The 24,683-nt window shown below is 65.0% G+C and carries 22 protein-coding genes and 1 pseudogene; 7 read left to right on the forward strand and 16 right to left on the reverse strand.

Annotation, left to right across the window (positions count from 1 at the left end; genetic code table 11):
• Positions 1-50: 50 nt before the first annotated feature.
• Together ATO9_RS21325 and sciP are read right to left on the reverse strand one after the other, a co-directional pair.
• Positions 51-521 (reverse strand): annotated as a pseudogene (locus ATO9_RS21325) (response regulator); the annotation flags it as partial.
• Between the two features lie 112 nt (positions 522-633).
• Positions 634-912 carry a CtrA inhibitor SciP gene (gene sciP / locus ATO9_RS21330; RefSeq protein WP_043754313.1) on the reverse strand — a complete coding sequence of 93 codons (279 nt, stop codon included), beginning with the start codon at positions 910-912 and terminating at the stop codon, positions 634-636.
• A 136-nt stretch (positions 913-1,048) separates the two neighbouring features.
• Here sciP and mnmA point away from each other — a divergent pair, with 136 nt between their 5' ends.
• Positions 1,049-2,194: a tRNA 2-thiouridine(34) synthase MnmA gene (gene mnmA / locus ATO9_RS21335; protein WP_043754316.1), complete on the forward strand. Its 1,146-nt coding sequence runs from the start codon at positions 1,049-1,051 to the stop codon at positions 2,192-2,194.
• A 64-nt stretch (positions 2,195-2,258) separates the two neighbouring features.
• Here mnmA and lpxB read toward each other — a convergent pair whose 3' ends face one another.
• The 13 genes from lpxB to pyrH form a co-directional block, all read right to left on the reverse strand.
• The gene (gene lpxB, locus ATO9_RS21340; protein ID WP_043754318.1) at positions 2,259-3,398 is read right to left on the reverse strand and encodes a lipid-A-disaccharide synthase; all 1,140 of its coding nucleotides are present in this window, start codon (positions 3,396-3,398) and stop codon (positions 2,259-2,261) included.
• Positions 3,398-4,207, reverse strand: coding sequence for an LpxI family protein (locus ATO9_RS21345; RefSeq protein ID WP_043754321.1), 810 nt, complete (start codon positions 4,205-4,207; stop codon positions 3,398-3,400). Before ATO9_RS21345 ends, lpxB begins: the two co-directional genes overlap by 1 nt.
• Position 4,208: 1 nt before the next feature.
• Positions 4,209-5,015, reverse strand: coding sequence for an acyl-ACP--UDP-N-acetylglucosamine O-acyltransferase (gene lpxA / locus ATO9_RS21350; protein WP_043754324.1), 807 nt, complete (start codon positions 5,013-5,015; stop codon positions 4,209-4,211).
• A gap of 3 nt (positions 5,016-5,018) precedes the next feature.
• Positions 5,019-5,483, reverse strand: a complete 465-nt coding sequence (gene fabZ, locus ATO9_RS21355) for a 3-hydroxyacyl-ACP dehydratase FabZ (RefSeq protein WP_043754327.1) — start codon at positions 5,481-5,483, stop codon at positions 5,019-5,021.
• A 120-nt stretch (positions 5,484-5,603) separates the two neighbouring features.
• Positions 5,604-6,470, reverse strand: a complete 867-nt coding sequence (locus tag ATO9_RS23700; RefSeq protein WP_052418516.1) for an OmpH family outer membrane protein — start codon at positions 6,468-6,470, stop codon at positions 5,604-5,606.
• Positions 6,427-8,781: an outer membrane protein assembly factor BamA gene (gene bamA, locus ATO9_RS21365; protein ID WP_043754330.1), complete on the reverse strand. Its 2,355-nt coding sequence runs from the start codon at positions 8,779-8,781 to the stop codon at positions 6,427-6,429. Before bamA ends, ATO9_RS23700 begins: the two co-directional genes overlap by 44 nt.
• A 434-nt stretch (positions 8,782-9,215) precedes the next feature.
• On the reverse strand, positions 9,216-9,341 hold the full coding sequence (locus tag ATO9_RS24960; protein ID WP_272945767.1) for a hypothetical protein: 126 nt from the start codon (positions 9,339-9,341) through the stop codon (positions 9,216-9,218).
• A gap of 219 nt (positions 9,342-9,560) precedes the next feature.
• The gene (gene rseP, locus ATO9_RS21370) at positions 9,561-10,904 is read right to left on the reverse strand and encodes an RIP metalloprotease RseP (RefSeq protein WP_043754333.1); all 1,344 of its coding nucleotides are present in this window, start codon (positions 10,902-10,904) and stop codon (positions 9,561-9,563) included.
• A gap of 9 nt (positions 10,905-10,913) precedes the next feature.
• Positions 10,914-12,089, reverse strand: a complete 1,176-nt coding sequence (dxr, locus tag ATO9_RS21375) for a 1-deoxy-D-xylulose-5-phosphate reductoisomerase (RefSeq protein WP_043754338.1) — start codon at positions 12,087-12,089, stop codon at positions 10,914-10,916.
• Positions 12,086-12,874: a phosphatidate cytidylyltransferase gene (locus ATO9_RS21380; protein ID WP_043754341.1), complete on the reverse strand. Its 789-nt coding sequence runs from the start codon at positions 12,872-12,874 to the stop codon at positions 12,086-12,088. Before ATO9_RS21380 ends, dxr begins: the two co-directional genes overlap by 4 nt.
• A 2-nt stretch (positions 12,875-12,876) precedes the next feature.
• Positions 12,877-13,608 carry a polyprenyl diphosphate synthase gene (gene uppS, locus ATO9_RS21385; protein ID WP_043754401.1) on the reverse strand — a complete coding sequence of 244 codons (732 nt, stop codon included), beginning with the start codon at positions 13,606-13,608 and terminating at the stop codon, positions 12,877-12,879.
• Positions 13,609-13,688: 80 nt separating this feature from the next.
• Positions 13,689-14,252 carry a ribosome recycling factor gene (gene frr, locus ATO9_RS21390; protein WP_043754343.1) on the reverse strand — a complete coding sequence of 188 codons (564 nt, stop codon included), beginning with the start codon at positions 14,250-14,252 and terminating at the stop codon, positions 13,689-13,691.
• Between the two features lie 511 nt (positions 14,253-14,763).
• Positions 14,764-15,492: a UMP kinase gene (gene pyrH / locus ATO9_RS21400; RefSeq protein WP_043754348.1), complete on the reverse strand. Its 729-nt coding sequence runs from the start codon at positions 15,490-15,492 to the stop codon at positions 14,764-14,766.
• 123 nt (positions 15,493-15,615) lie between these two features.
• Here pyrH and miaA point away from each other — a divergent pair, with 123 nt between their 5' ends.
• The 6 genes from miaA (at position 15,616) to ATO9_RS21430 (ending at position 24,031) form a co-directional block, all read left to right on the forward strand.
• Entirely contained in the window at positions 15,616-16,509 is an 894-nt protein-coding gene (gene miaA, locus ATO9_RS21405) for a tRNA (adenosine(37)-N6)-dimethylallyltransferase MiaA (RefSeq protein WP_043754350.1), read from the forward strand.
• A gap of 168 nt (positions 16,510-16,677) precedes the next feature.
• Positions 16,678-17,511 carry a helix-turn-helix transcriptional regulator gene (locus ATO9_RS21410; RefSeq protein ID WP_043754352.1) on the forward strand — a complete coding sequence of 278 codons (834 nt, stop codon included), beginning with the start codon at positions 16,678-16,680 and terminating at the stop codon, positions 17,509-17,511.
• Between the two features lie 291 nt (positions 17,512-17,802).
• On the forward strand, positions 17,803-19,449 hold the full coding sequence (locus tag ATO9_RS21415) for an ABC transporter substrate-binding protein (RefSeq protein ID WP_043754353.1): 1,647 nt from the start codon (positions 17,803-17,805) through the stop codon (positions 19,447-19,449).
• Positions 19,450-19,561: 112 nt separating this feature from the next.
• Complete coding sequence (locus ATO9_RS21420; protein WP_043754355.1) at positions 19,562-20,605, forward strand: ABC transporter permease; 1,044 nt, start codon at positions 19,562-19,564, stop codon at positions 20,603-20,605.
• 12 nt (positions 20,606-20,617) lie between these two features.
• Positions 20,618-21,814 carry an ABC transporter permease gene (locus ATO9_RS21425; RefSeq protein WP_043754357.1) on the forward strand — a complete coding sequence of 399 codons (1,197 nt, stop codon included), beginning with the start codon at positions 20,618-20,620 and terminating at the stop codon, positions 21,812-21,814.
• 135 nt (positions 21,815-21,949) lie between these two features.
• The gene (locus tag ATO9_RS21430; RefSeq protein ID WP_043754359.1) at positions 21,950-24,031 is read left to right on the forward strand and encodes a dipeptide ABC transporter ATP-binding protein; all 2,082 of its coding nucleotides are present in this window, start codon (positions 21,950-21,952) and stop codon (positions 24,029-24,031) included.
• Positions 24,032-24,121: 90 nt separating this feature from the next.
• Here ATO9_RS21430 and ATO9_RS21435 read toward each other — a convergent pair whose 3' ends face one another.
• A complete protein-coding gene (locus tag ATO9_RS21435) occupies positions 24,122-24,637 on the reverse strand; it encodes a hypothetical protein (protein WP_043754361.1) in 516 nt (171 codons plus the stop codon).
• Positions 24,638-24,683: the final 46 nt, after the last annotated feature.

Here is a 24,683-nt window from a genome sequence, read left to right on the forward strand (position 1 = left end):
CCAACCTGCAGACTCTCATTATGAACGAGGGACCAACAGGGGGCAGGTCACATCTGGTATTCCTTGCCCGTCAGGTGCACGGATTTGCCATCCGCCTCCACCGTCTTGGCATCGAGGTTCACGGAGATGCGGCCGGTATTGATGATCGACTGCGAATGGCCCTTGGAGCGTCGGATGATCGCGTGGATCCGCGCCACCAGCTCTTCCCGGTGGAAGGGCTTGGTCATGTAATCGTCGGCACCGAAGCCGAAGCCGCGGATCTTGTTTTCCGTGTCATCGGCACCGGAGAGGATCAGGATCGGCGTGTCGATGCGCGACAGGCGCAGTTGGCGCAGCACTTCGTGCCCGTTCATGTCGGGCAGACCGAGGTCCAGAAGGATCAGGTCGTAGTCGTACAGCTTCGCAAGATCGATTCCCTCCTCCCCAAGGTCGGTCGTGTAGACGTTCAGGTTGGCATGGGTCAGCATCAGCTCGATGCTTTTCGAGGTGGTTGGATCGTCTTCGACGAGCAGCACGCGCATAACCGATCTCTCCGTTAAGTGATTATTCGTTACGATACATTGGCCATAAATGGTTAACGACCGATTACCTTGTAGCAGAAAAACCCAACAACCCAAAGTTGTTCTAAATGTGTCAGCTTTGCCGAAACTTTTGGACTGAGGTGGCTTTCAGCGCTTCTTCGCCGTGCCGCGAGACCGCCCAGACCCATTCCCGGAACTCGTCCTCGCTTAAGGCATAGCGCTCAAGTGCTTCTTCTTGCGTGATTAATCCGTTCAGGACGCCCTTGACCACCGCCGCCTTGCGCGACGCCACCCATCGGCGGGTTTCTGCGGGCGGCAGATCCGCCCGGGTCATGATCGTCCCATCCGGCAGGGTAACGGCCCTTGGCCCGGGAACTTTCTTAAGATACATCGCTCGTGAACCCTTGTCGTAACGAGGCATCTTTTGCCGCTCGGGCTTAACGGGGGGTGAAATCGCGGGCTGTTATTGCCTCGGATTTTTCTTTATTGGTCTACACTTCACTCGAAACAGGTCGGAGGGCCCTGCCATGGCTCTGGATCACACTACTGGTTTGAACTCTCTCGGATTCGCCAAGCCCCCCGCGGAAACGCGGGTCGTGGTGGCGATGTCGGGCGGCGTCGACAGCTCCGTCGTCGCGGCAAAGCTGGCCGAGGAAGGCTATGACGTCGTCGGCGTTACCCTCCAGCTTTACGACCACGGCGCCGCGCTGGCCAAGAAGGGCGCCTGCTGCGCCGGCATCGACATCCACGATGCCCGCCGCGTTGCCGAGGAGATGGGATTCCCGCATTACGTCCTGGATTACGAGAACATCTTCAAGGACGCGGTGATCGACGAGTTTGCCGACAGCTATCTCGCCGGTGCGACGCCCGTGCCCTGCATCCGCTGCAATGAACGGGTGAAGTTCAAGGATCTGCTGGAAACCGCGCGCGACCTCGACGCCGATTGCATGGCCACCGGGCATTACATTCAGCGCAAGCTCGGCACCCACGGGCCCGAGCTGCACTCCGCCGCCGACACCAATCGCGACCAGAGCTATTTCCTCTTCTCCACCACGCCGGAACAGCTGGATTTCCTGCGCTTCCCGCTGGGCCACCTGCCCTCCAAGGACGAGACGCGGAAGCTGGCGGCGCGCTATGGCCTGCCGGTGGCCGACAAGCCCGACAGCCAGGACATCTGCTTCGTGCCCAATGGCAACTATGCCAGCGTGATCGAGAAACTGCGCCCCGGCGCGGCCGAGGCGGGCAATATCGTCGATGTCGACGGTAACGTGCTGGGCACCCATGACGGCGTGATCCACTACACGATCGGCCAGCGGCGCGGCCTGGGCATCGGCGGGCTGGCCGATCCTCTCTACGTGGTCAAGCTGGACGTCGACAACCGTCAGGTCATCGTCGGCCCCAAGGAGTTGCTGGCCACCCGCCAGGTCCCCGTGCGCGAGATCAACTGGCTGGGCGACGGTGCCTTCACCGACGAGGCCGAACGTCATGTTTCGGTCAAGGTCCGCTCCACCCGCCCCCCGCGGGAGGCGATCATCCGACCGATCTCCGCCACCGAGGCAACGGTCGAACTGCTGACACCCGAAGAAGGCGTGTCCCCCGGTCAGGCCTGCGTCTTCTACGAAACCGGCGGCAGCCGCATCCTCGGCGGTGGCTGGATCTGGAAAGGCGCCTGAGGGGCGCTGGACCGGCTGAAACCGGCCCTCTTGGGCCCGCGCCCAAGACCGCCGGACCCAAGACCTACAATCGTGCCAAGACCGCCCGTGCCGCCCGCAGGCCGGGCGGATCGCCCCCCTCGCCCAGCCGTTCCATCGTCAGCTCCATCGCGCGCAACTGCGCGCCCGGCGCGTCCAGCACCGACAGGGCGGCAGCGCTCAGCAGGTCGGGGCGGCATTGCTTGCCGAGGAATTCCGGCACCGTCCGGCTTTCGGCCACGTGGTTAACCAGCGTCACCGTATCCGTGATGAGCATCCGCGACATGATCATCCGGGTCAGCGGCGCCATGTCATAGCCGATCACCATGGGCGTCCGCGACGCCGCCAGTTCCAGCGACACAGTCCCCGAAGCCGCAATCGCCACGTCCGCCGCACGGAAGGCCGCGCGTTTCTGCGCCTCCCCGCCCTCGCGCGGGTCCAGCAGGATAGGCTTCACCGGCCAGCCCGCCACCATTTCGGTCACCAGTCCCGCCACCGGCCCCGCCATCGGCAACACCGCCCGCAGATCGGGCCGCGCCTCGGTCATCTGGCGCAGCGTCTCGCCCAGAACGGGGGCCATGCGCCCGACCTCGCCCCGCCGCGATCCGGGCAGCAGCAGCAGCATCGGCGCGTCGCCGATCCCTTGCGACAGACGGAACTGCGCGGCCTCGGCCTCGCTCGCCTGCGCCTCGGTCGCGATCGGATGGCCAACGAAATCGCACTCCATCCCGTGGGCCTGCATCAGCGGCGGCTCGAACGGGAACAGCGCCAGCACGTGGTCGATCATCGCCGCCATCTTGGCCGCCCGTCCCGGCCGCCAGGCCCAGACCGTGGGCGCCACGTAATGCACCGTGCGAATATCCGACCCCGCCTTGACCAGCCTGGCCACCCGCAGTGAGAAATCCGGGCTGTCGATGGTGATCAGCACGTCCGGCTTCGCGGCGATCACCGCCTCGGCGGTTTCGCGGATCCGACGCTTGAGGTGGAAATACTTGGGCAGGATCTCAACCAGCCCCATCACCGACAGTTCGTCCATCGGAAACAGGCTTTCCATCCCCTCGGCGCACATGCGCGGCCCGCCGATCCCCATGAAATCGACGCCCGGCGCCTCGGCCTTCAGCCCCGCCATCAGCGCCTGGCCCAGGGCATCGCCCGATGGCTCCCCGGCGACCAGGAAGACCCGCATCAGACGGCCTCGGCCAGCAGAAAGAGGCCCGTCGCCTCGCAGGCCTCGACCAGGGCGGGCCGGTCGATCAGCAGCACGCGGCCTGCCTCGATCGCGATGCCCTCGAGCCCGGCCTCGGCGGCGGCCTGAACCGTCGCGGGCCCGATGGCCGGCATGTCGACGCGCAGATCCTGGCCGTCCTTGGGCCGCTTCACCAGCACCCCGCGCCGATCGCCGCGCAAAGCCCCGGGCGTGGCCCCGACAAAGCGCAGCAGGGCATCGGTGCCCTGCAACGTCTCGATCCCCAGGCACAGGCCCCCGGCCACGACGCAGCCCTGCCCCACATCCACCGGCGCCAGCGCCCCCAGGATGGCCCGGGCGCGGGCGATATCGTCACGCGCCGCCGCCGTCGGCTCCGGCCCGGCAAGCGGCCCGGGGCGCGCGGTCAGGTCGGGCAGCAGGTCATGGGCGCCAATCACGGCAAAGCCCTGTTCCTCGAAAATCGCGATCACCAGCCGCAGCAGCGCATCGTCGCCCCCCTGCAACGCCGGCGCGAGGCGCGGCATCAGCGCCATCATCTCGGCATCCATGGCGGTCGGATCGAAACTGGGGCGCGACATCGCCCCGGCCATGACCACCCGGTCCACCCCGGCCTCCTTCAACGCGGCAAAGACACCGCCCAGCCGTTCGATCCGGTGCCGGTCCAGCCGGTCCTCGTCCAGCGCGACCTCCGCGCCCTCGAAGGCGATGCAATGCGCTTCGGGTGCGGCCGCGGCCAGCGCGGCAGGCAGCCCGCCGGACCCGGCAATGATCCCCAGCCGACCGGTCATCTCAGACCGTCTTGCCGGGCGTCAGGAAAGACCGGTCGGATTCCGCGGTGATGAAACGCACGATATCGCGGACGTAATCGCTCTCGGTTTCCTCGCCCAGGCGACGCGCGCGATCCTGGAAGGCGCCCTCGCCCTGGGCCAGCATCTGGAACGCGGCGCGCAAGGCGGTGATGTCGGAGCGGGCTACGCCCCGCCGCTTCAGCCCGACCAGGTTCAGCCCGTCCAGATGCCCGCGCGGGGCCTGCACCAGCCCGTGCGGGATCACGTCGTTGGTCACCATGGTGACGGCGCCGATGATCGCGCCCCGCCCGATGCGTACCCATTGGTGCACGCCCGACAGCCCGCCGATGATGACCTCGTCCTCGATGATGCAATGGCCGGCCAGCGCGGCATTGTTGACGATGATGACATGGTTCCCGACATGGCAATCATGGGCCACGTGGCAGCCCGCCATGAACAGCCCGTCATCCCCGACCGAGGTCAGCCCGCCACCGCCCTCGGTGCCGGTATTCATCGTCACGTGTTCCCGGATCCGGTTGCGCTTGCCGATGGTCAGGCGGGTTTCCTCGCCCTTGAACTTCAGGTCCTGCGGAATGCCCCCCAGAACGGTGAAGGGATGCACCAGCGTGTCCTCCCCGATCTCGGTCACGCCCTGCACGACCACGTGGCTCATCAGCTCCACGCCCGAGGCCAGCACCGCCTTGGGACCGACATGGCAGAACGGACCGATCCTGGCCCCGGCGCCGATCACGGCGCCCTCCTCGATCACCGCCGAGGGGTGAACCTGCGCGTCCGGGTCAATCGCCATGCATCACTCCTTGGGCAGGTCCATCATGGCGGTGAATTCGGCCTCGCAGGCCATCTCGCCATCGACCTCTGCCACGCCCTTGAATTTCCAGACCTTGCCGCCCGGCTTGCCGCGCAGCGTCGTCAGCGACATGCGCAGCTGATCGCCCGGCACCACCATGCGGCGGAACTTGCAGCTTTCGATCGCCATGAAATAGACCAGCATGTTGCGGTCCTCCATGCCCAGATCGACGCCCACCATGACCGCGGCGGTCTGCGCCATCGCCTCGACGATGGTGACGCCCGGCATGATCGGCTTACCCGGGAAATGGCCCTGGAAATGCGGCTCGTTCATGGTGACGTTCTTGATCCCGACGGCGGTCTGGTAGCCGTCGATATCCACCACCTTGTCGACCAGCAGGAACGGATAGCGGTGCGGAATGATCCGCTGGATCCGGTCGATATCTGCGCTTTTCAGGGTGTCGCTCATGGGCCGTCCTCGTCTTGACCTGGTCTTGGGCACGCACGGCCCCGGCAAACCCAGGGCGGCTGTCGCATGGTCCCTAGCAACTCCCCCCCGACGGGGCAAGCCACAGCGGGTCCGGGCAGCTCAATCGGCGCCCTGCCCCTCCGTGGCCGGCGGGGCCTCTGCGGGGCTGTCCGTGGGCACATTGGGCGAAGGCGGCAGGACCGGTGCGGGCATGGCATCCTCCGGCAGGCTGTCGGTCACCAGCGGCACGTCCTGCACGCCCAGATCCAGACCGCCCGGCGCGATCCGCTCCAGCGCGGCCTCGGCATCCATCGCCGCATCCAGCCGCTGCACCGCCAGCGCGGTGATGTCGATCGTCTCGAGCGAGGCCAGAACGTTCACCCGCTCCATGATCACCGCTGCCCCGGCCTCGCGCATGATCTGCACCAGCACCGGGTTGGCCGCCCGCAGGATATCCCGGCGGGCCGAATTGCTCTGATCCTGAAGCGCACGCAGTTTCGCATCCTGTTCGGTCCGGATCTGCTGCACCTTCTCGTCGAAGGCCCGCGCCTCGGCCCGGAAATCCTCGGGCGTCATGTCCGGCCGGCGGTCCGTCAGGTCGCGCTCTTCCTCGGACAATTGCGCCTCGATCCGACGGTTCTCTGCGGCCAGTTCGGCGCTGCGCTCGGCCAGCTCCGCATCCAGCGCCTGGCCCGCCGCAGAGCGGGTCAGCAATTCCTCGCTGTCGAGGGTCAGGATCGGGCTGGAGACCGGGCGCAGGCCGGCGCTCGGCGCGGCATCACCCGAAGGCGCCACAGGCGGCTGGGCCGGCGTGCCGGTCTCCTGCGCCTGCGCCATGCCCAGGCCGGCCACAAGGCCCAGGCCCAGCAGGACCGCGCGGCCCGACAGGCGCCGGGCCCCGCTCAGCGGCAGGGCCCCACTAAGCGGCAGGAACCGGGCGATCTCAGAATTCCGAGCGGATCGAAAGGTTGAAGACCTGTTCGTCATCGAAGGATTGTTTTCTCAGCGCCTTGGAGAAGTTGAACCGCAGCGGGCCGATCGGCGTGTCCCAGAAGATCGACAGGCCGATCACGTGCCGCGCCGACATGTTGTTACCGATGACGTTCGCCCCGGGGATCCCGGTCGAAGCGCCCACATCCCACACGCTGGAGATGTCGTAGAACGCACCGCCCGAAATGCCGTACTCCTCCGGCAGGCCCAGCGGGAATTCCGCCTCGAAGCTCGCCACTGCGACCATGTTCCCGCCAAGCGCGGTGTTGGCCCCGTTGGAGATGTCGCGCGGCCCGATCCCGTCCGGCGTGAAGCCGCGAATATCGTCTTCCAGCAGCGCGAACCGGTCGATCGTACGGCTGCGGCCCTTGGTGTAGTTCAGCATCGCCCCGCGAACCGAGGCGCGCAGCGTCACTTCCTCGTTCAGGATGCGGGTCTGCGCCACGGCGCGGGCCTCGGTCTTGATGTAGCTGGTATTGCCACCCAGCCCGGCATAATCCTGTCCGAACTCGAACAGGAACCCCTTGTTCGGGTCCAGGCCCGAGGTGCGGCTGTCATAGGTATAGCTGTAGCCCAGCGAATTGGCCCAGACGCGGCCCTGCGCGATATCCGCCTGCACCACGTTGCCGGTCACCGGGTTGGCCACGGCCGTCACCATCTCGGACATTTCCAGCGTGTAGCGCAGATTCAGGCGCGACCGCTCTGCCAGCGGGAAGGTCAGGCCCAGGCCGAACCGCCCGCCATTGGTGTCGTAAGGTGCGTTGTCCGTCTCCGTCTCGGAATAGCCGAGGTCGAAATCGAAGGTCACATCGCGCCCCAGGAAGGCCGGCTCGCGGAACTGCAGGCCATAGGTCCGGTTGCTGCTGGCCCCGGACAGGGTCAGCTGCACCGCCTGGCCACGGCCCAGGAAGTTGGTCTCGCTGAACGACACCGCCAGGCCAAAGCCCGAATTGGTCGAATAGGTGCCACCGAAGGACAGCGACCCGGTGGGCTTTTCCTGCACGTCCACATCCACGACCACCTGGTCGGGGGACGAGCCTTCGCGCGCATTCACCGCCGCATTCTCGAAGAAACCAAGCGCACGGATACGTTCCGCCGCCTCGCGGATCTGGCGCGGGTTGAACGGGTCGCCCTCGACCACGCGGAACTGGTTGCGCACGACGCGGTCCAGCGTGGTGGTGTTCCCCTCCACGTCGATCCGCTCGACAAAGATGCGCGGGCCCTTGGTCAGGACAAATTCCACATCCAGCGTCAGGTCGCGGTCATTGCGGGTGATCTGCGGCTCGACCCGCAGGAAATCCAGCCCCTCGCGCAGCGCCAGGGTTTCCATCCGGGCAATCGCGTTCTCCACCAGCGAGGGCGAATAGACGACGCCTGGGCGCAGTTTCAGCACGCTCTCGTAAACGGCAGCATCCGCCTCGGGATATTCGCTGACGACCGTCACGTTGCCGAACTTGAACTGCTGGCCTTCCTGCACGTTGAACGTGATGAAATACCCGTCCCGTTCGCGCGCCAGCTCGGAATTCACGGCGGTGGTGCGGAAATCGATATAGCCCCGCGACAGGTAGAAATCGCGCAGCACCTGCTGGTCGAATTGCAGCCGGTCCTCGACAAAGGTGTCGCGGCGGATCAGCTGACGCAGCAGACCGGCCTGCTTGCTTTCCAGAACGCGGCGCAGGCGGCGGTCGGAATAGACGTTGTTGCCGACGATGCCGATGCGGTTGATCTCGGAATTGCGGCCCTCGAAGATCTCGAAGACCAGGTCGACGCGGTTGTCCGACCGGCGGATGATCCGCGGCGTGACACGGGCCGACAGGCGGCCCTGCTCGGCATAGGCCTGGGCGATGGCCGCGGCATCCTGCTCCGCCTTGGTCGGCGAAAAGACAAGGCGCGGCTGCTGCTGCACGATAGCCGACAGCGCGTCATCCTTCAGGCGGCGATTCCCCTCGAACCGGATCCGGTTCACCGTCGGATATTCGACGACATTGATGACCAGCGTGCCGCCACGGGGCACGATCTCGACGGTCTCGAACAGGCCCGACGCGACGATGCGCTGGTAGGCGTCGTTCAACTCGGCCGCCGACACGCTCTGCCCGCGTGCGATACCGGCATAGGACAGGATCGTCCCGGTCTCGATTCGCGCATTGCCGTCCACCTGGACGGAATTGAACCGATAGCTCTGTGAAAACGCCATATCCGGCGCGGTGACCAGCGTCGTTCCCGCTAATAGCGCAGCCACCATTGCGGTACGCAGGGCGGGCTTCCGACGCGACGAGGTGACAGCCCCGTTTCGCTTGTAATTATTCATTGAGCAGACCTGGCAGACATCCCTATTTGGAACGTGAGTAACCCGTCACTCCGACCTTGTCAAAATCAACTCGCCCGCTTTCACGGCAAACCCGCGATACCGCGGCCCCCGGGTCACGCCCCCGCCCCGTGCAGGACATCTTAAAGGGCCATTCAGCGCCGCCCGGCTGACCTTGCGTCAAAAGACGATTTCAAAGGGTTGGCCAGACCATCCGGGAGGGCGGGCGGGGCGTCGCTCCGGCAGGAGCGCGCGGCGGTCCCGCCAGACCAGAAAACCCACCCGACCAGAAAAAACCATGACAAAGAAAAAATGCGCGGCCCTTGGGACGCGCATCTGCCAGGTTGCGGATCGGTTTCGTTATGACTGCCTGAACCGATCCCGAGGTCGGCCGCTGCCACGGCCTGGGGGATTTGTGAAATCGCGAAGAAAGGGCCTCAGCCCAGCAGGGACCCGAGCCACGCACCGCCGGCCAGCGCCAGTGCGATCGTACCCACGGTAAACAGCCGATCCTTGTTCAAGTCGACCAGCAACGACATGCCCGTGTAACCATTTTGGATCATCTGCATTGTATTCGTGCCTTCTCGTCTTGGCCGGCCTGGTGCCGGTCATGGTCCATCAGTGAAGAATGTCCTACTGAAATATGGCGGAAACCCGTCTCAGAATGTGACATTTTCAAGGCGATGGTTGACGTAGCGGAAACCCGCCTGCCGGACCCCTGCCCGACAAGGCTGTTTCGGCAGACCTCCGCTCAACCTGCGATTTAGCGCAGGGTCTGCACGTCAGGGGCAGAAGACGTCGTTGGTCAGCGCGAATATCATCACCGACAGGATCAGGGTCAGCCCTGCCCCCATCAGGATGCGCAACGCGTTGTCCGACGGCGGGCGCCCGACCACGGCCTCATAGCCGAAGAACACAAGGTGGCCGCCATCCAGCACCGGGATCGGGAACAGGTTCAGCAGGCCCACGGCCGTCGACAGCGCCGCCACGAACCAGATGAAGCTCACCGCCCCCTGGCTCGCCATCGCGCCCGAGGTCTGTGCGATGCCGATCGGGCCGGTCATGTTGCAGGTGCTGATCGCCCCGGTGATCATGTGCCACAGCCCCGAGATCGAGCTTTCGGCGATCCGCCAGGTCTGGGTCACGCCATTGCCGACCGCGGCCAGCGGGCCCATCCGCTCTGTCGCGGGTTCGAACGCCATGCCGCCGGCAATGCCGATGCGCCATTCGGTGCGGAACCCGCCTTCGGGCTTGGGCTCGTCCACCCGGCGGGGCGCCAGCGCGAAATCCAGCAGCTCCGGCTGGCCCTCGCGCCAGACCTTCAGCGCCAGGACCCGGCCATCCGACCCCTCGACCCGCTCCTTCAGCTGGTCAAAGGCGAAAATCTCGTCGCCATCGACCACGCGGATCACGTCGCCGACCTCCATGCCGATGTCATAGGCGGCCGAGTTCGGCGCAAGCTGAGTCACCAGCGGCGGATAGGGATAAGGCCCCTGCACCACCTGTTCGCGGTCGTCGCGCAGCACGGTGTAATCCAGCACCGGCTCCAGCGGCAGCGCATCGTTCAGCGCGTCGAACCCGTCGCTGTCCTCGCTGTCGGGCACCGGGATGCCGGCGATTTCCAGCAGACGGTCGCCCGGCTCCAGCGCCGCGACCTCTGCGGGCAACGGGCGCATCTTTTCCACGGTCAGCGGGCGCGCGACCTCGCCCTGCAGGAAGAACAGCGCGCCGAAGACGAGGATCGACAGGATGAAGTTGAAGACAGGCCCTGCCGCCACGGTCGCCGTCCGCGCCCAGAGCGGCGCGCCATGCATGGTCATGCGCCGGTCTTCCTCGCTCATGCCGCGCACGGCATCGCCGTCCCGCCCCGAGGCCGCGTCGCTGTCACCCAGGAACTTCACGTATCCGCCAAAGGGCAGCGCCGCCAGTTGCCAGCGCGTGCCGTGCTTGTCGACCCGGCTGAACAGGACCGGCCCGAACCCCAGCGAAAACACCTCCGCCCGAATGCCAGACAGGCGTCCGATGATATAATGTCCGTATTCGTGGATAGCGACGATGATCGAAAGGGCGACGACAAAGGCCAGAAGGATCTGGAACAGGCTGCCGAATTGCGGAATGAAATCCATCAGTAAAATCTACCTCTGCCTCTGTGCCATCGCCGCTTCGGCCTGACACCGTGCGAAATGGTCTGCTTTGAGTATGTTATCAAGGCTAATCTCGGCATCAATAAGGCCGGAATGGGTATCTGCCTGATCCAACGCGAATTTGACCAGGTCAGCCATTTCCGTGAACCGCACCTGCCCCGCGATGAAGAGATCCAGAGCCTTTTCCTTGGCCGCGTTGAACACCGCGCCCGACAATCCGCCCCGCGCCATGACCTGCCGCGCCAGGTCCAGCGCCGGATATCGCGCGGGGTCCGGCGCGCGGAAGGTCAGCTGCCCCAGCTTGGCCAGCTCCAGCCGTTCCACCGGCAGCGGGGCCCGCTCCGGATGATTCAGCGCATAGCCGATCGCGTGGCGCATGTCCGGCGCGCCCAGATGCGCCAGCATGCCGCCGTCGATATGGCCGACCACGGCATGGATCATGCTCTCGGGGTGGATCAGCACCTCGATCCGCTCCGGCGCGATATCGAAAAACTCCTTGGCCTCAATGACTTCCAGCGCTTTATTAAACATGGAGGCACTGTCGATCGTGATCCGCTGCCCCATGTCCCAGTTCGGATGGGTCGAGGCCTGGGCCAGGGTCGCCTCAGGCAGCTGCTCCAGCGGCCAGTCGCGGAAGGCGCCGCCGCTCGCGGTCAGGATGATCCGCTCCACGCTCGACATGTCCTCGCCCAGCATCGCCTGGAAGACGGCGGAATGTTCGCTGTCCACAGGCAGGATCGTCGCGCCATGGGCCGCGGCCGTGCGCATCACCAGCGGCCCAGCCGTGACCAGCGTTTCCTTGTTGGCCAGCGCCAGCACCGTGCCCTGTTCCAGCGCCGCCAGACCGGGCTGCAGCCCCGCCGCGCCGACAATGGCCGACATGATCCAGTCCGCCGGGCGTCGCGCGGCCTCGACCAGCGCCTCCGGCCCAGCTGCGGCCTCGACATCCGATCCCGCCAGCGCCTCGCGCAGCGGCCCCAGCAGCGCCGGGTCAGCCGTCACCGCCAGTTCGGCCCGCAAGGCCCGGGCATCCGCGGCCAACCGCGCGATGTTCTGGCCGCCGGTCAGAGCCACGACGGAAAACCGCCCCTGATCGCGGGCGATCAGGTCGATGGTGTTCTGCCCGATCGACCCGGTCGCGCCCAGGATCGTGACCCGCCGCGTCATTGAACGGCCGCCACCGGCAGCCCGGCCCAGGGCCCGACGAGCAGCAGAAAGACCGCGCCGCCCAGCATCCCGTCGAACCGGTCCAGCAATCCGCCATGCCCCGGGATCAGCGAAGAGCTGTCCTTCGCCCCGACCTTCCGCTTCATGGCGCTTTCGGCGATGTCGCCCATCTGCGACGCCATCGAAACGGCGATGGACAGGCCCACCAAGGACCAGCCCGCCCCGTACCAGGTGACGAAGACCAGCGACAGAAGCCCCGCCGCGACCCAGCCCGCCACCGTGCCGGCCCAGGTCTTCTTGGGGCTGACACGGGGCCAGAATTTCGGCCCCCCGATGGCACGTCCGGCGAAATAGCCGGCCACATCGGTCACCACGACCACCAGGACCAGCCACAGCAGCCACAGCATCCCCGCGCTTTCGCGCAGCTGCACCATGCCGAAGGCGGCAATCAGGATCAGGGCGGTGAAACTCAAGTAGATCGACCGGTTATGCGGCACCCAGGCCAGCCCGGCCATGGCAGGCGCCAGCAACAGCGGCAGCGACAGGCTCAACGGCAGGTACATCGTGCCCAGCAGGGCCAGACCCGCCGCGCCGGCCATGGCCAACGCCGATTTCTGCGCCTCGGGCGCCAGCAGGCGCACCAGTTCCCAGACCATGCCCGCCGCCACCAGGGCAAAGGCGATCCGCAACAGGTGCCCGCCGGCCCAGAAGACGAAAAAGGCGATGCAGATCATCGCCACGCCCGAGATCACTCTCGCTCGCAAATCCTCCCAGGATCGTGCCATGGCTACCTCTTCACTCCGCCATACCGCCGGTCGCGGCCCGCGTAATTCCGGATCAACCCGGCAAAGACCGCGGCCGTGAAATCCGGCCAGAGCGTGTCGATGAACTCGTATTCCGCATAGGCCGATTGCCACAGCAGGAAATTCGAGATCCGCGCCTCCCCGCTGGTGCGGATCACCAGGTCCGGGTCGGGCAACACCCTTGTGTCGAGGTAGCGTGGCAGCGTTTCCTCGTCCACGTCCGCCGGGTCCAGCTTGCCGGCGGCGACATCCTCAGCCAGGCGCTGCGTGGCCCGGGCGACCTCGTCCCGGCCACCGTAATTCAGCGCGATGGTCAGATTGGTGCCGTCACAGCCCTCTGTCATCTCCTCCAGCTCGTCCATCAGGGCCTGCAACTTGCGGTCCAGCCCCGGACGGTCGCCGATGAACCGGACGCGGACATTGTTGGCCTTCAGCGCGCGCGCCTCTTTCTGGATGTAGCGGCGGAACAGGCTCATCAGCCCGGCCACCTCGATCTGGGTGCGTTTCCAGTTCTCGGTCGAAAAGCCAAAGATCGTCAGGTATTCAACGCCCTGGCCCGGGCAGGCCTCGACGATCTCGCGCACGCGCTTGGCCCCGGCATGGTGCCCGAACAACCGCGGCCGGCCACGCATCGTGGCCCAGCGACCATTGCCGTCCATGATGATGGCGACATGACGCGGCCCCTTGCGGGCCGCTCCCGGCGTGGCCCCGGCCATTGCCGACCCGCCCAGGGCCGACGCGTCTTCGGATTTCCCGGCCATGGCCCCTCCGCCCGCCGATCCGCGACCCGAAGGTCTCAGACCTGCATGATCTCTTCCTGCTTGGTCTCCAGCGCGGCGTCGACCTTCTTGACGTATTTGTCGGTCAATTCCTGCACCTCGGCCTCCCAGAAGCGCTGGTCATCCTCGCTCAGACCGTCGGCCTTGGCCTTCTTGATCTGGTCCATGCCGTCGCGGCGCAGGTTGCGGATGGCGACCCGGGCGCTTTCGGCATATTGCGCGGCGACCTTGCCCAGTTCGCGGCGACGCTCCTCGTTCAGCTCGGGGATCGGCAGCATGATGATCGTGCCGTTGAGCTGCGGGTTGATGCCGAGCCCGCTTTCGCGGATCGCCTTCTCGACCTTGCCGACAAGACCCTTGTCCCAGACATTGATGGTGACCATGCGCGGCTCGGGCACGTTGACCGTGCCGACCTGGTTGATCGGCGTCATCTGGCCATAGGCTTCGACCTGGACCGGCTCCAGCATCGAGGCCGAGGCGCGTCCGGTGCGCAGAGAGGCAAATTCGGTCCGCAGATTGGCCATCGCGCCATCCATCCGGCGGGTCAGGTCATCTGTGTCCAGCATGAAGTCGTCAGACATTTGGCACCCCGTGTTTCTTCAAGTCAGATGGGTTCTAAGCCACGTCCGGGACGATGTATAGGCGTCCTTTCACCCCGAAGGTGATCCAAAGGCGCGCCTGCGGCGCATTCCCTGCGATTGCGACCCGGCCTGTCGGCCGGGCCGCGGGGGGCGCCTGGCCCGGCGACGGCACGATGCGGGGACGTGGCGCGGAACCTTTCGGGACGGAGGGCGGGGCGTCGGGCCGCACGGCGCGCGCGGCGTGCCTCCGGCTCCATGGCAAGGCAGATCGGGCGGGACCCCGTTGCACCCATGGCGTTGCGCGTCCGCCCCGTTAACCCGGGGTCACACCGCCGCGTGCACCGACCGGATACCGACGCAATACCGACGTGATACCGATGTGCCACTTCGCCGCGAAAACCACCGTTAACCAAGGACTTGCACGTCCGACGTCGCTCCCCCCGTTGCACCAGGGCCAGCGCACCGTTCGGTGGTGTCACAGACGAAAGAGGAACGGGTCTGTTCCCCGACCTCAATCCTTCACAAGCGTGTAGGTGCCCTGCCCGGCCAGGATGCCGCGGAACCCGCCCGGCTCGTCCAGCGAGAAGACGATGATCGGCTTGCGATTGTCCCGCGCCAAGGCGATGGCCGAGGCATCCATGACGTTCAGGTGCTTTGCCAGAACCTCGTCATAGGTGACGCGGTCATAGCGTACGGCATCATCGTGCTTCATCGGGTCCTTGTCATAGACGCCGTCGACCTTCGTCCCCTTGAAGATCGCCTCGCAACTCATTTCATTTGCACGCAAAGTTGCCGCCGTGTCGGTGGTGAAATACGGGTTGCCGGTGCCGGCGGCAAAGATGCAGACCCGCTTCTTTTCCAGGTGCCGCACGGCACGGCGGCGGATATACGGCTCGCAGACCTGGTCCATCGGGATCGCGCTGACGACCCGGGTGAATACGCCCAGCCCTTCCAGCGCCGATTGCATCGCCAGGGCGTTCATCACCGTGGCCAGCATGCCCATGTAATCGGCGGTGGTCCGTTCCATACCTTGTGCCGAACCGGCCAGACCACGGAAGATGTTGCCCCCGCCGATCACCATGCAGATCTCGACGCCCAGGTCGTGGACCGATTTGACCTCCTGCGCGATGCGCTGCACCGTCGGCGGGTTCAGGCCAAATCCCTGGTCTCCCATCAGCGCCTCGCCTGAGATTTTCAGCAGCACCCTCTTGTAGGTGGTCTTGGGCTGATCGTCGGCCATGTTGCGCTCCGTTCGGTCGGGGGGATAGGTTGGCGGCAACTTCGTCGAAAACGGTCCCCGTTTCAATGCAACAAATCCGCATCTGCGAAATGACCTATTCATGACCTCATCGGGGCCCCGGACATGAGACCTGACACGCTCCTCGACGCGATCCCGAACGACCTGCCAGACGACCGTCCCGTGCTGATCGCCGGGCCGACCGCTTCGGGAAAATCCGCCCTGGCGATGGAGATTGCGGCCCGTTCGAACCGGGTCATCATCAATGCCGATGCGATCCAAGTCTATGAAAACTGGCGCATTCTCACCGCCCGCCCGTCGGCCGAGGATGAGGCCGCCCTGCCGCATCGCCTCTACGGACATATCCCCGCCGACCACGCCTATTCCGTCGGTGAATGGCTGCGAGAGGTCGCACCGCTCCTGCCCGAGGCCCCGGTGATCGTCGGCGGAACGGGGCTCTATTTCACGGCCCTGACCGAAGGGCTGGCCGAAATCCCGCCCGTCCCCGCCGCCATCCGGGCCGAAGGCGACGCGCTCCGCACGACCCTTGGACTGCCCGCCATGCTGGACCAGATCGACCCCGCCACGCTGGCCCGGATCGACCAGGCCAACCCGATGCGCGTGCAGCGCGCCTGGGAGGTGCAGCGCGCCACGGGTCGGCCCCTGTCTGCCTGGCAGGATGACACTCCGGCGCCAATTCTGCCGCTGGAACAGGCGGTTGCCCTGGTGCTGGACGCACCGAAAGACTGGCTGACCCCGCGGATCGAACGCCGCTTCGACGCGATGCTGGCCCAGGGCGCACTGGACGAGGCCCGCGCAAACCTGCCCCACTGGGACCCCTCCCTGCCCTCGGCCAAGGCCATCGGCGCGCCCGAGCTGATCGCCCACCTGCGCGGAGAGATGGACCTGCCCGCCGCCCGCGAAGCCGCGACCATCGCCACCCGGCAATTCGCCAAGAGGCAGCGGACCTGGTTTCGGGCCCGGATGAAGGCCTGGACCCCGGTACAGGTTTCCGGCTGAGCGGCAATCGCGCCCACAGGCCCGACTTGTCCACAACCCATCCACAGTTTGCCTGTAGATTGCATCCCGCAAGCCACTTTTCTGGGGAGAAGCTGTGGATAACCCGACTTCTCTATTTACCAAATCGAACATCGGGCCCAAGCTGAGACAAACTTTGGGGAGCCGAACATGCAATTACAGAACATTCTTGCGCAATCGCCTCACGAGGCGTCGGTTGCGTCCGCACGTGTCAGATCCTTCGGTCAGATGACCATGGGCGCCCCCTGGCGGCTGGAGCTGCAACATGCTCGGGCGTCTCATCTTTTCCTCTGGGTGACCCGCGGCCAGGGCCGTGCAACGATACTCGGCAAGCGCCGCGGGATCGGCGCGCATAACGGTCTGTACATCCCCGCCGGCACACTGATGTCCCTCGACCTCGGCAAGCAATGCTATGGCATCGCGGTCGACCTGCCCTCGCATGAAAACGGCATCCTGCCCAACGAACCGCAGCATATGCGGGTGCGTGACGTGATGGCCCAGAACGAGGTCACCGCGATCCTCGACAACATGCAGCGCGAGCAATCAACCCACCGGGCCTTCGGTGACGAGGCCGCCCGCGCCCATGCCGGCCTGCTGACGGTCTGGATGCGCCGCACCCTGGCCCAGGCGGAAAACCAGCCCAATCCACGGGTTCCGGCCGCCGAACGCCTGACCGCCGCCTTCTGCACCCTGGTCGAACGCGATTACCGGTCCGGCAAGCCGATGGCCGATTACGCCGCGGCCCTCGGCGTGACCCCGACCCACCTGAGCCGCGCCTGCCGGCAGGCGGCCGGCCTGACCGCCGCCGACCTGATCACGCAGCGGGTTCTCTATGCGGCGCGGGACATGCTAGAAAGCGGCGATCTGCCCATCCGGCTGATCGCGGACATGCTGGGCTTCTCCTCGGCTGCCTATTTTACGCGCTTCATCCAGAACCAGACGAAGCAGACGCCGTCGGCGCTGCGCCAGAAGGCCCGCGGCTGACCGCAAAAATTTATCGTGATCAAAATTTGCCCGAAAGGCCGTATTTCTTGGGAATACGGCCTTTTTTCCTATCTGCTATACCACTCAACAGGGTTGCAAAGTAAGGGCGCGTCGTTTTTCACTACGGCAGATGTCGCAAACAGACCAAGAACTGCCGATACCGGCCCTAGACGTCAGAGGTTTTCTGGGTCGCTATGTTATTGCGAATAACGAAAAGCATGGAACCGGGGAGACAGCCCGGACCGCCGCACCACATACCAACAGACAAAACTGTGTCACAGGGAGCTAAAGATGACGCACCACACCGATATCAAGAAGGACGCCGTGCACCCGGCCGCCCAGATGTATGCGGACGAATATCGCACCGGCAAGATCAGCCGCCGCGAATTCATCGCCCGTGCATCGGCGCTTGGCGTTGCGACGACCTCGATCTACGCCATGGGCGGGATCGAAGCCGCCAAGGCCGAAAGCCACATGGAGCCGCAGATGGGCGGCACCCTGCGCGTGCAGATGGAAACCAAGGCCCTGAAGGACCCCCGCAACTACGACTGGTCGCAGATGGCCAACTTCTCGCGCGGGTGGCTGGAATACCTGGTGGAATACCAGCGTGACGGGTCGTTCGAAGGCCGCCTGCTGGAAAGCTGGTCCGCCAATGACGACGCCACCGAATACACGCTGAACGTTCGTCAGGGCGTGACCTGGAACAACGGCGACACCTTCACCGCGGACGACGTGATCTTCAACCTCAACCGCTGGTGCGAAAAGAACGTCGAAGGCAACTCCATGGCCTCGCGCATGGCCTCGCTGATCGACGACGAAACCGGCATGGCGCGCGAAGGTGCCATCACCAAGGCCGACGATTACACCGTCATCCTCAAGACCTCCTCGCCCGACATCACGATCATTCCAGGCTTTGCCGATTACCCGGCGCAGGTGCTGCACCCCTCCTATGACGGCGGTGACCCGGCGGCGAACCCGATCGGCACCGGCCCCTTCATGCCCGAAACCAACGAGGTCGGCGTGCGCCAGGTCCTGGTCAAGAACACCGACCACGAGTGGTGGGGCGAAGGCGCCTACCTGGACCGGATCGAGTTCATCGACTTCGGCACCGACATGGCCGCCTGGGTGGCCGCAGCCGATGCCGACGAGGTCGACATGACCTACCAGTCCACCGGCGAATTCATCGAAGTCCTGGACGCCATGGAATGGGTCAAGTCCGAAGCGGTGACCGCCGCGACGCTCTGCGTCCGTTTCAACCAGGACCAGGAGCCCTTCACCGACGTCAATGTCCGCAAGGCGCTGCAGATGGCCGTCGACCCGGCCGTCATCCTCGAACTGGGCTATGCCGGATACGGCACCGTGGCCGAACACCACCATGTCTGCCCGATCCACCCCGAATACGCCGAGATCCCCAAGGTCCCGGTCGATCCGGCGGCGGCCAAGCAGATGATCGCGGATGCGGGCCATGCCGACACCACGTTCGAACTGATCTCCATCGACGACCAGTGGCAGACCGAAAGCTGCGATGCCGTGGCCGCGCAGATCCGCGATGCCGGCATCAACATCGAACGCAAGATCCTGCCCGGTTCGACCTTCTGGAACGACTGGCTGGTCTACCCCTGGTCCGCGACCGAGTGGAACCAGCGTCCGCTGGGCGTCCAGGTCCTGGCGCTGGCCTACAAGTCCGGCGTGGCCTGGAACGAGACCGCGATGGCGAACGAGGAATTCGACAGCCTGCTGGACGAGGCACTGGCGATCAACGACGCCGAGGCCCGCAGCGAAGTCATGGCCAAGATCGAGCAAATCATGCTCGACGAGGGTGTGATGATCCAGCCCTACTGGCGTTCGCTCTTCCGCCACTACAAGCCGACCGTGCACGGCACCGAGATGCATCCGACCTTCGAGATGCATCACTACAAGTGGTGGGTCGAAGCCTAAGACCCATAAGGGGGTGCCCGCCGGGCGCCCCCTTTTTTCGCGGTAAAACCCGGGCCGTCAGAGCCCTGCCGCTTCCCCAGGCCTGCCAGGTCAAGGTAAACAGGGATAGTCGATGCTCCTTTTCCTCTTGAAACGGATCGGGACGATGCTGCTGACGGCGCTCTGCCTCAGCTTCATCGTGTTCTTTCTGACCAACCAGCCTCCGCTGCTCGAAAAAGTCGCCAAGTACGAGGGCAATTCGCGCATGTCCGACGAAGAGGTCGCGCGATACCTTGAGAACAACGGCTTCGGCCAGCCAATGCTGGTGCGCTACGGGGAATGGCTGGGCGTGGTGCCGGGCTGGACCCGGGAGGTCGGAGACGACATTCGCGGCCGCTGCATCCCGCCGGGGGCCGATCCGGCGACCGCGCCGGAATTCTGCGGTGTCCTGCAGGGCGACTGGGGTGTCTCGCGGGTGTTCCGCGACGACGTGTCGGCCATCGTGGGCACCCGGCTCTACATGACCGGCAAGCTGATGTTCTGGGTGATGCTGCTGATGGTGCCCGCCGCGCTGATCATCGGCGTGCTGGCCGGGATGCGCGAAGGCTCCAAGACGGACCGGACGCTGTCGACCTTTTCCATCGCGACCACGGCAACACCGGAATATGTCTCGGGCGTCATCCTGATCGCGGTCTTCGCCTCGTCAGCCGTCGGATTGAAATGGTTCAAGGGCACGGCGACCTCGGCGATGGACAACGCCACCTTCGAGAACTTCTTCCTGCCGGTGCTGACCATCGCGCTGTATGGCATGGGCTATATCGCCCGGATGACCCGCGCCTCCATGGCCGAGGTGATGACGGCGCAATATATCCGCACCGCGCGCCTCAAGGGCGTCACCTTCCGCAACATCGTGCTGAAACACGCGCTGCGGAACGCGCTGATCGCGCCCTTCACCGTCATCATGCTCCAATTTCCCTGGCTGCTGAACGGCGTCGTGATCGTCGAGACGCTCTTCAACTACAAGGGGCTGGGCTGGGCGCTGGTGCAAGCCGCCGGCAACAATGACATCGACCTGCTGCTGGGCATCTCGGTCGTGTCGGTCTTCGTGGTTCTGGTGACGCAGCTGATTTCGGATATCGGCTATGTCTACCTCAACCCCCGTATCCGCATTTCATAAGGAGGACCCCGGATGGAACCGCTCTCCTGGGGGGAAATTATCCTCCGCCTCGCAATCCAGTTCATCCCGGTCTGGATCGCGCTCGCCCTGACCTTCACGGTCTCGATCATCTACAAGCGACGGCTGGGCCTTTATGGCAAGCTGTTCGACAACACGATCGGCATGATCGGCTTTGCCATCGTCATGTTCTGGGTCTTCACCGCGCTCTTCGTGGGCCTGTTTGACATGATCATCACCCATGATCCGCTGAGCGCGGTGTCGGGCATGAAGAACGAGGTCCCTGGCACCCCCCTGCGCGGGGCCGAGGACGGCGACTACCCCTATTACCTGCTGGGCGGTGACACGCTGGCGCGGGACATCTTCTCGCGCATGGTGCAGGGGTCTTGGGTGGTGATCCGCATCGCGCCGCTGGCGACGCTTTTCGCCTTCATGGCCGGAATCACCCTGGGCCTGCCTGCCGGCTATTTCGGCGGGCGGCTGGACACGGTGCTCAGCTTCACCGCGAACCTGATCCTCGCCTTCCCGGTCATCCTGCTCTTCTACCTGCTGGTGACGCCGGAAATGGTGGCCTCGGGCATTCCGTCCTACATGGCAATCGTGCTGTTCGTCCTGCCGATCCTGTTCCTCTGCGTGCTGATCAACTCGCGGTTCCACACGCAACCGATGCAGCGCAACGTGATGCTGGCGGTGATCCTGGTGGTCTTCGGCTGGCTCTACCTGTCGCTGATCAACGATGCGGGGACGCCGGTGAACTTCCTGCCCTCGTCGCTCGACCTGTTCGACATTCCGGGCGGCATCCTGGTGGTCTTCGTCTCGGTCGTCTTCGTCAACGCGCCCACGGTGTTCCGTATCGTGCGCGGCCTGACGCTGGACATCCAGACCCGCGATTACGTGGCCGCCGCGCAGACCCGCGGCGAAGGGCCGTGGTACATCATGCTGTGGGAAATCCTGCCCAATGCACGCGGACCGCTGATCGTCGATTTCTGCCTGCGCATTGGCTACACGACGATCCTTCTTGGCACGCTGGGCTTCTTCGGCCTGGGCCTGCCCTCGGACAGCCCGGACTGGGGGACCACGATCAACCAGGGGCGCAAACTGCTTTCGATCTACCCGCACCCGGCCATCGTGCCTGCCTTCGCCCTGCTCTCGCTCGTCCTCGGCCTGAACCTCCTGGCCGACGGTCTGCGCGAAGAAAGCCTGAAGGACTGAGCCGATGCCGACCCGTTCGACACAGACCCTCCCCTTGCCGCTAGGCCTCGCGATGTCCCCGGTCAGGGGTCATCGCCAAAGCATGGAATGCGCCGCAGGCGCGCCGCTGGATCACGCCCCGACAAGGAGAGCGCCATGAAATCCCCCGATTACGACGGTCCCATCCTGCAGATCGACAACCTGTCGATCTCGTTCTTCACCCGGCTCAGGGAAATTCCCGCAGTCATGGATTTCTCCGTCTCGGTCCAGCCCGGAGAGGCCGTCGGCCTTGTCGGCGAATCCGGGTGCGGCAAGTCCACCGTGGCGCTTGGCGTCATGCAGGATCTGGGCGTGAACGGGCGCGTTGTCGGCGGCTCGATCAAGTTCAAGGGCCGCGACCTGGGCCAGATGAGCCAGGAAGAACTGCGCGACATCCGCGGCAACGAGATCGCGATGATCTACCAGGAGCCGATGGCCTCGCTCAACCCGGCAATGAAGATCGGCAAGCAGCTGATGGAAGTCCCCATGATCCACGAGGGCATTTCCGAGAAAGAGGCCTATGACCGCGCCCTGCAGGTCGTCACCGACGTCAAGCTGCCCGACCCCAAGCGCATCCTGAACGCCTTCCCGCACCAGCTCTCCGGTGGCCAGCAGCAGCGCATCGTGATCGCCATGGCGCTGATGTCCAAACCGTCGCTGCTGATCCTCGACGAACCGACCACCGCGCTTGACGTCACGGTGGAGGCCGCGATCGTCGAACTGGTCCGAGACCTGGGCAAGAAATACGGCACCTCGATGCTGTTCATCTCGCATAACCTCGGGCTGGTGCTGGAAACCTGCGACCGGCTGTGCGTCATGTATTCCGGCGAGGCGGTCGAACGCGGCTCCATCGCCGATGTCTTCGACCAGATGCGCCACCCCTACACGCAGGCGCTGTTCCGCTCGATCCCGTTGCCGGGTGCCGACAAGACCTCTCGCCCACTCGTGGCGATCCCCGGGAACTTCCCCCTGCCCCACGAACGTCCGCCCGGCTGCAATTTCGGCCCCCGCTGCGATTACTTCCAGAAGGGCCGCTGCGATGCCAAGGACATCCCGATGTTCAACATCGCGGGCGATGATCGCCACACGACCCGATGCCTGCGGCACGAAGAGATCGACTGGGACGCCCCGCTTGTCGCCTCTGCCGAGAAGGGCAAGACCGAGATCGGCGATGTCATCATCAAGATGGACGACCTGCGGAAATATTACGAAGTCAACGCCTCTGCCCTGTTCGGCGGCGGCCAGAAGAAGGTCGTAAAGGCGAACGAGACCCTGTCCTTCGAGGCCCGCGAGGGCGAGACGCTCGCCATTGTCGGGGAATCCGGCTGCGGGAAATCCACCTTCGCCAAGGTGCTGATGGGGCTTGAGACCGCGACGGACGGGAAGATCTTGCTCGACAACCAGGAGATCCAGGACACCCCGATCGAGAAGCGCAGCGCAAAGACGATTTCCGACGTGCAGATGGTGTTCCAGAACCCCTTCGACACGCTGAACCCATCGATGAGCGTGGGCCGCCAGATCATCCGCGCGCTCGAGGTGTTCGGCTTCGGCGCCAATGACAATGACCGGCGCGACAAGATGCTGAACCTGCTGGATCTGGTCAAACTGCCCCGCGCCTTTGCCGACCGGATGCCGCGGCAATTGTCCGGCGGCCAGAAGCAGCGTGTGGGCATCGCCCGCGCCTTTGCCGGCGGCGCACGGATCGTGGTGGCGGACGAACCCGTCTCGGCGCTCGACGTGTCGGTTCAGGCGGCGGTGACGGACCTGCTGATGGACATCCAGCGAGAGGAAAAGACAACGCTTCTGTTCATCTCGCATGACCTGTCCATCGTGCGCTACCTGAGCGACCGGGTCATGGTCATGTACCTCGGTCACGTGGTGGAACTGGGCACGACCGACGAGGTCTTTGCCCCGCCTTACCACCCTTATACCGAGGCGCTTCTGTCGGCCGTGCCGATCGCCGACACCTCGGTCGAGAAGACGCATATCGTGCTGGAGGGCGACATCCCCTCGGCGATGAACCCGCCACCGGGCTGCCCGTTCCAGACGCGCTGCCGCTGGAAGGACAAGGTGCCGGGAGGCCTGTGCGAGAAAGAGGTCCCGCCGATCCGCAATCGCAACGGCCACCAGATCAAGTGTCACCTGAGCGACGACCAATTCGCCGCGATGGAGCCTGTGATCAAGGTCGCCGCAGAATAGCGCCATCCGTCTCGCGCGGGCCGCCGCGCAAGAAAAAGCCCCCTGCATCGCGCGATGCAGGGGGCTTTGTCCATTCAGGACATGGCGGTGTTACCGCAGGGTTTCTTCGATTTCCGGCAGGTCGTCCACCTCGGCGACGGCTTCGGCCACCTTGTCGGCAAAGGCCAGGACCATGGCCGTATAGAAGTCTTCGTCATCCGGGCCGATGGTCGGGCCAGGCAGGTCCAGCTCGGTCGCTTCCAGCAGCACCTGCTGAACGTAGACCGGCGGCTGACCGTCCTGGTCGAAGACCGCGATCGAACCTTCGAGCGTGTTGAACTCGCCGTCGTCGGTCAGGCCGGGGGTGTCGTTGACGCGCATGGAGGTCAGGATGACGTCGATGCCGACGTCACGCACATCGTCTTCGTCAGCCATGTCGACGCGGGCACGCACGGCATTCTCGATGTCGGTCATGACGTCGGGGTAGAATTCCAGCGCTGTGGTATTGGCATTGAGGAAGTCGGTATGCGCGTCAATCTCGCGCACCGGGAACGGGCCTTCGACAGCGGCAACCGGGGTGGCAACGATCAGGGCAAGGCACATGGCGGTCATCGTCTTCTTGAACATCTCTATGTCCTTTCGGCAAAGGGTCTCCGTTGGCCGCCACGGGGTG

Origin of the sequence: Pseudooceanicola atlanticus, from assembly GCF_000768315.1 — a bacterium.
GTDB lineage: Bacteria > Pseudomonadota > Alphaproteobacteria > Rhodobacterales > Rhodobacteraceae > Pseudooceanicola > Pseudooceanicola atlanticus.

Excerpts from the sequence above, each read along its gene's own strand:
- ATO9_RS21410 (WP_043754352.1), top strand. The coding sequence starts at position 16,678 with ATGCAATTACAGAACATTCTTGCGCAATCGCCTCACGAGGCGTCGGTT.
- bamA (WP_043754330.1), bottom strand. The coding sequence starts at position 8,781 with ATGAATAATTACAAGCGAAACGGGGCTGTCACCTCGTCGCGTCGGAAG.
- ATO9_RS23700 (WP_052418516.1), bottom strand. The coding sequence starts at position 6,470 with ATGACGAACAGGTCTTCAACCTTTCGATCCGCTCGGAATTCTGAGATC.
- ATO9_RS21430 (WP_043754359.1), top strand. The coding sequence starts at position 21,950 with ATGAAATCCCCCGATTACGACGGTCCCATCCTGCAGATCGACAACCTG.
- fabZ (WP_043754327.1), bottom strand. The coding sequence starts at position 5,483 with ATGAGCGACACCCTGAAAAGCGCAGATATCGACCGGATCCAGCGGATC.
- uppS (WP_043754401.1), bottom strand. The coding sequence starts at position 13,608 with ATGGCCGGGGCCACGCCGGGAGCGGCCCGCAAGGGGCCGCGTCATGTC.
- mnmA (WP_043754316.1), top strand. The coding sequence starts at position 1,049 with ATGGCTCTGGATCACACTACTGGTTTGAACTCTCTCGGATTCGCCAAG.
- ATO9_RS21425 (WP_043754357.1), top strand. The coding sequence starts at position 20,618 with ATGGAACCGCTCTCCTGGGGGGAAATTATCCTCCGCCTCGCAATCCAG.
- lpxB (WP_043754318.1), bottom strand. The coding sequence starts at position 3,398 with ATGCGGGTCTTCCTGGTCGCCGGGGAGCCATCGGGCGATGCCCTGGGC.
- dxr (WP_043754338.1), bottom strand. The coding sequence starts at position 12,089 with ATGACGCGGCGGGTCACGATCCTGGGCGCGACCGGGTCGATCGGGCAG.
- rseP (WP_043754333.1), bottom strand. The coding sequence starts at position 10,904 with ATGGATTTCATTCCGCAATTCGGCAGCCTGTTCCAGATCCTTCTGGCC.
- ATO9_RS21415 (WP_043754353.1), top strand. The coding sequence starts at position 17,803 with ATGACGCACCACACCGATATCAAGAAGGACGCCGTGCACCCGGCCGCC.
- frr (WP_043754343.1), bottom strand. The coding sequence starts at position 14,252 with ATGTCTGACGACTTCATGCTGGACACAGATGACCTGACCCGCCGGATG.
- ATO9_RS21435 (WP_043754361.1), bottom strand. The coding sequence starts at position 24,637 with ATGTTCAAGAAGACGATGACCGCCATGTGCCTTGCCCTGATCGTTGCC.
- ATO9_RS21345 (WP_043754321.1), bottom strand. The coding sequence starts at position 4,207 with ATGACCGGTCGGCTGGGGATCATTGCCGGGTCCGGCGGGCTGCCTGCC.
- miaA (WP_043754350.1), top strand. The coding sequence starts at position 15,616 with ATGAGACCTGACACGCTCCTCGACGCGATCCCGAACGACCTGCCAGAC.
- lpxA (WP_043754324.1), bottom strand. The coding sequence starts at position 5,015 with ATGGCGATTGACCCGGACGCGCAGGTTCACCCCTCGGCGGTGATCGAG.
- ATO9_RS21380 (WP_043754341.1), bottom strand. The coding sequence starts at position 12,874 with ATGGCACGATCCTGGGAGGATTTGCGAGCGAGAGTGATCTCGGGCGTG.
- ATO9_RS24960 (WP_272945767.1), bottom strand. The coding sequence starts at position 9,341 with ATGATCCAAAATGGTTACACGGGCATGTCGTTGCTGGTCGACTTGAAC.
- pyrH (WP_043754348.1), bottom strand. The coding sequence starts at position 15,492 with ATGGCCGACGATCAGCCCAAGACCACCTACAAGAGGGTGCTGCTGAAA.
- ATO9_RS21420 (WP_043754355.1), top strand. The coding sequence starts at position 19,562 with ATGCTCCTTTTCCTCTTGAAACGGATCGGGACGATGCTGCTGACGGCG.
- sciP (WP_043754313.1), bottom strand. The coding sequence starts at position 912 with ATGTATCTTAAGAAAGTTCCCGGGCCAAGGGCCGTTACCCTGCCGGAT.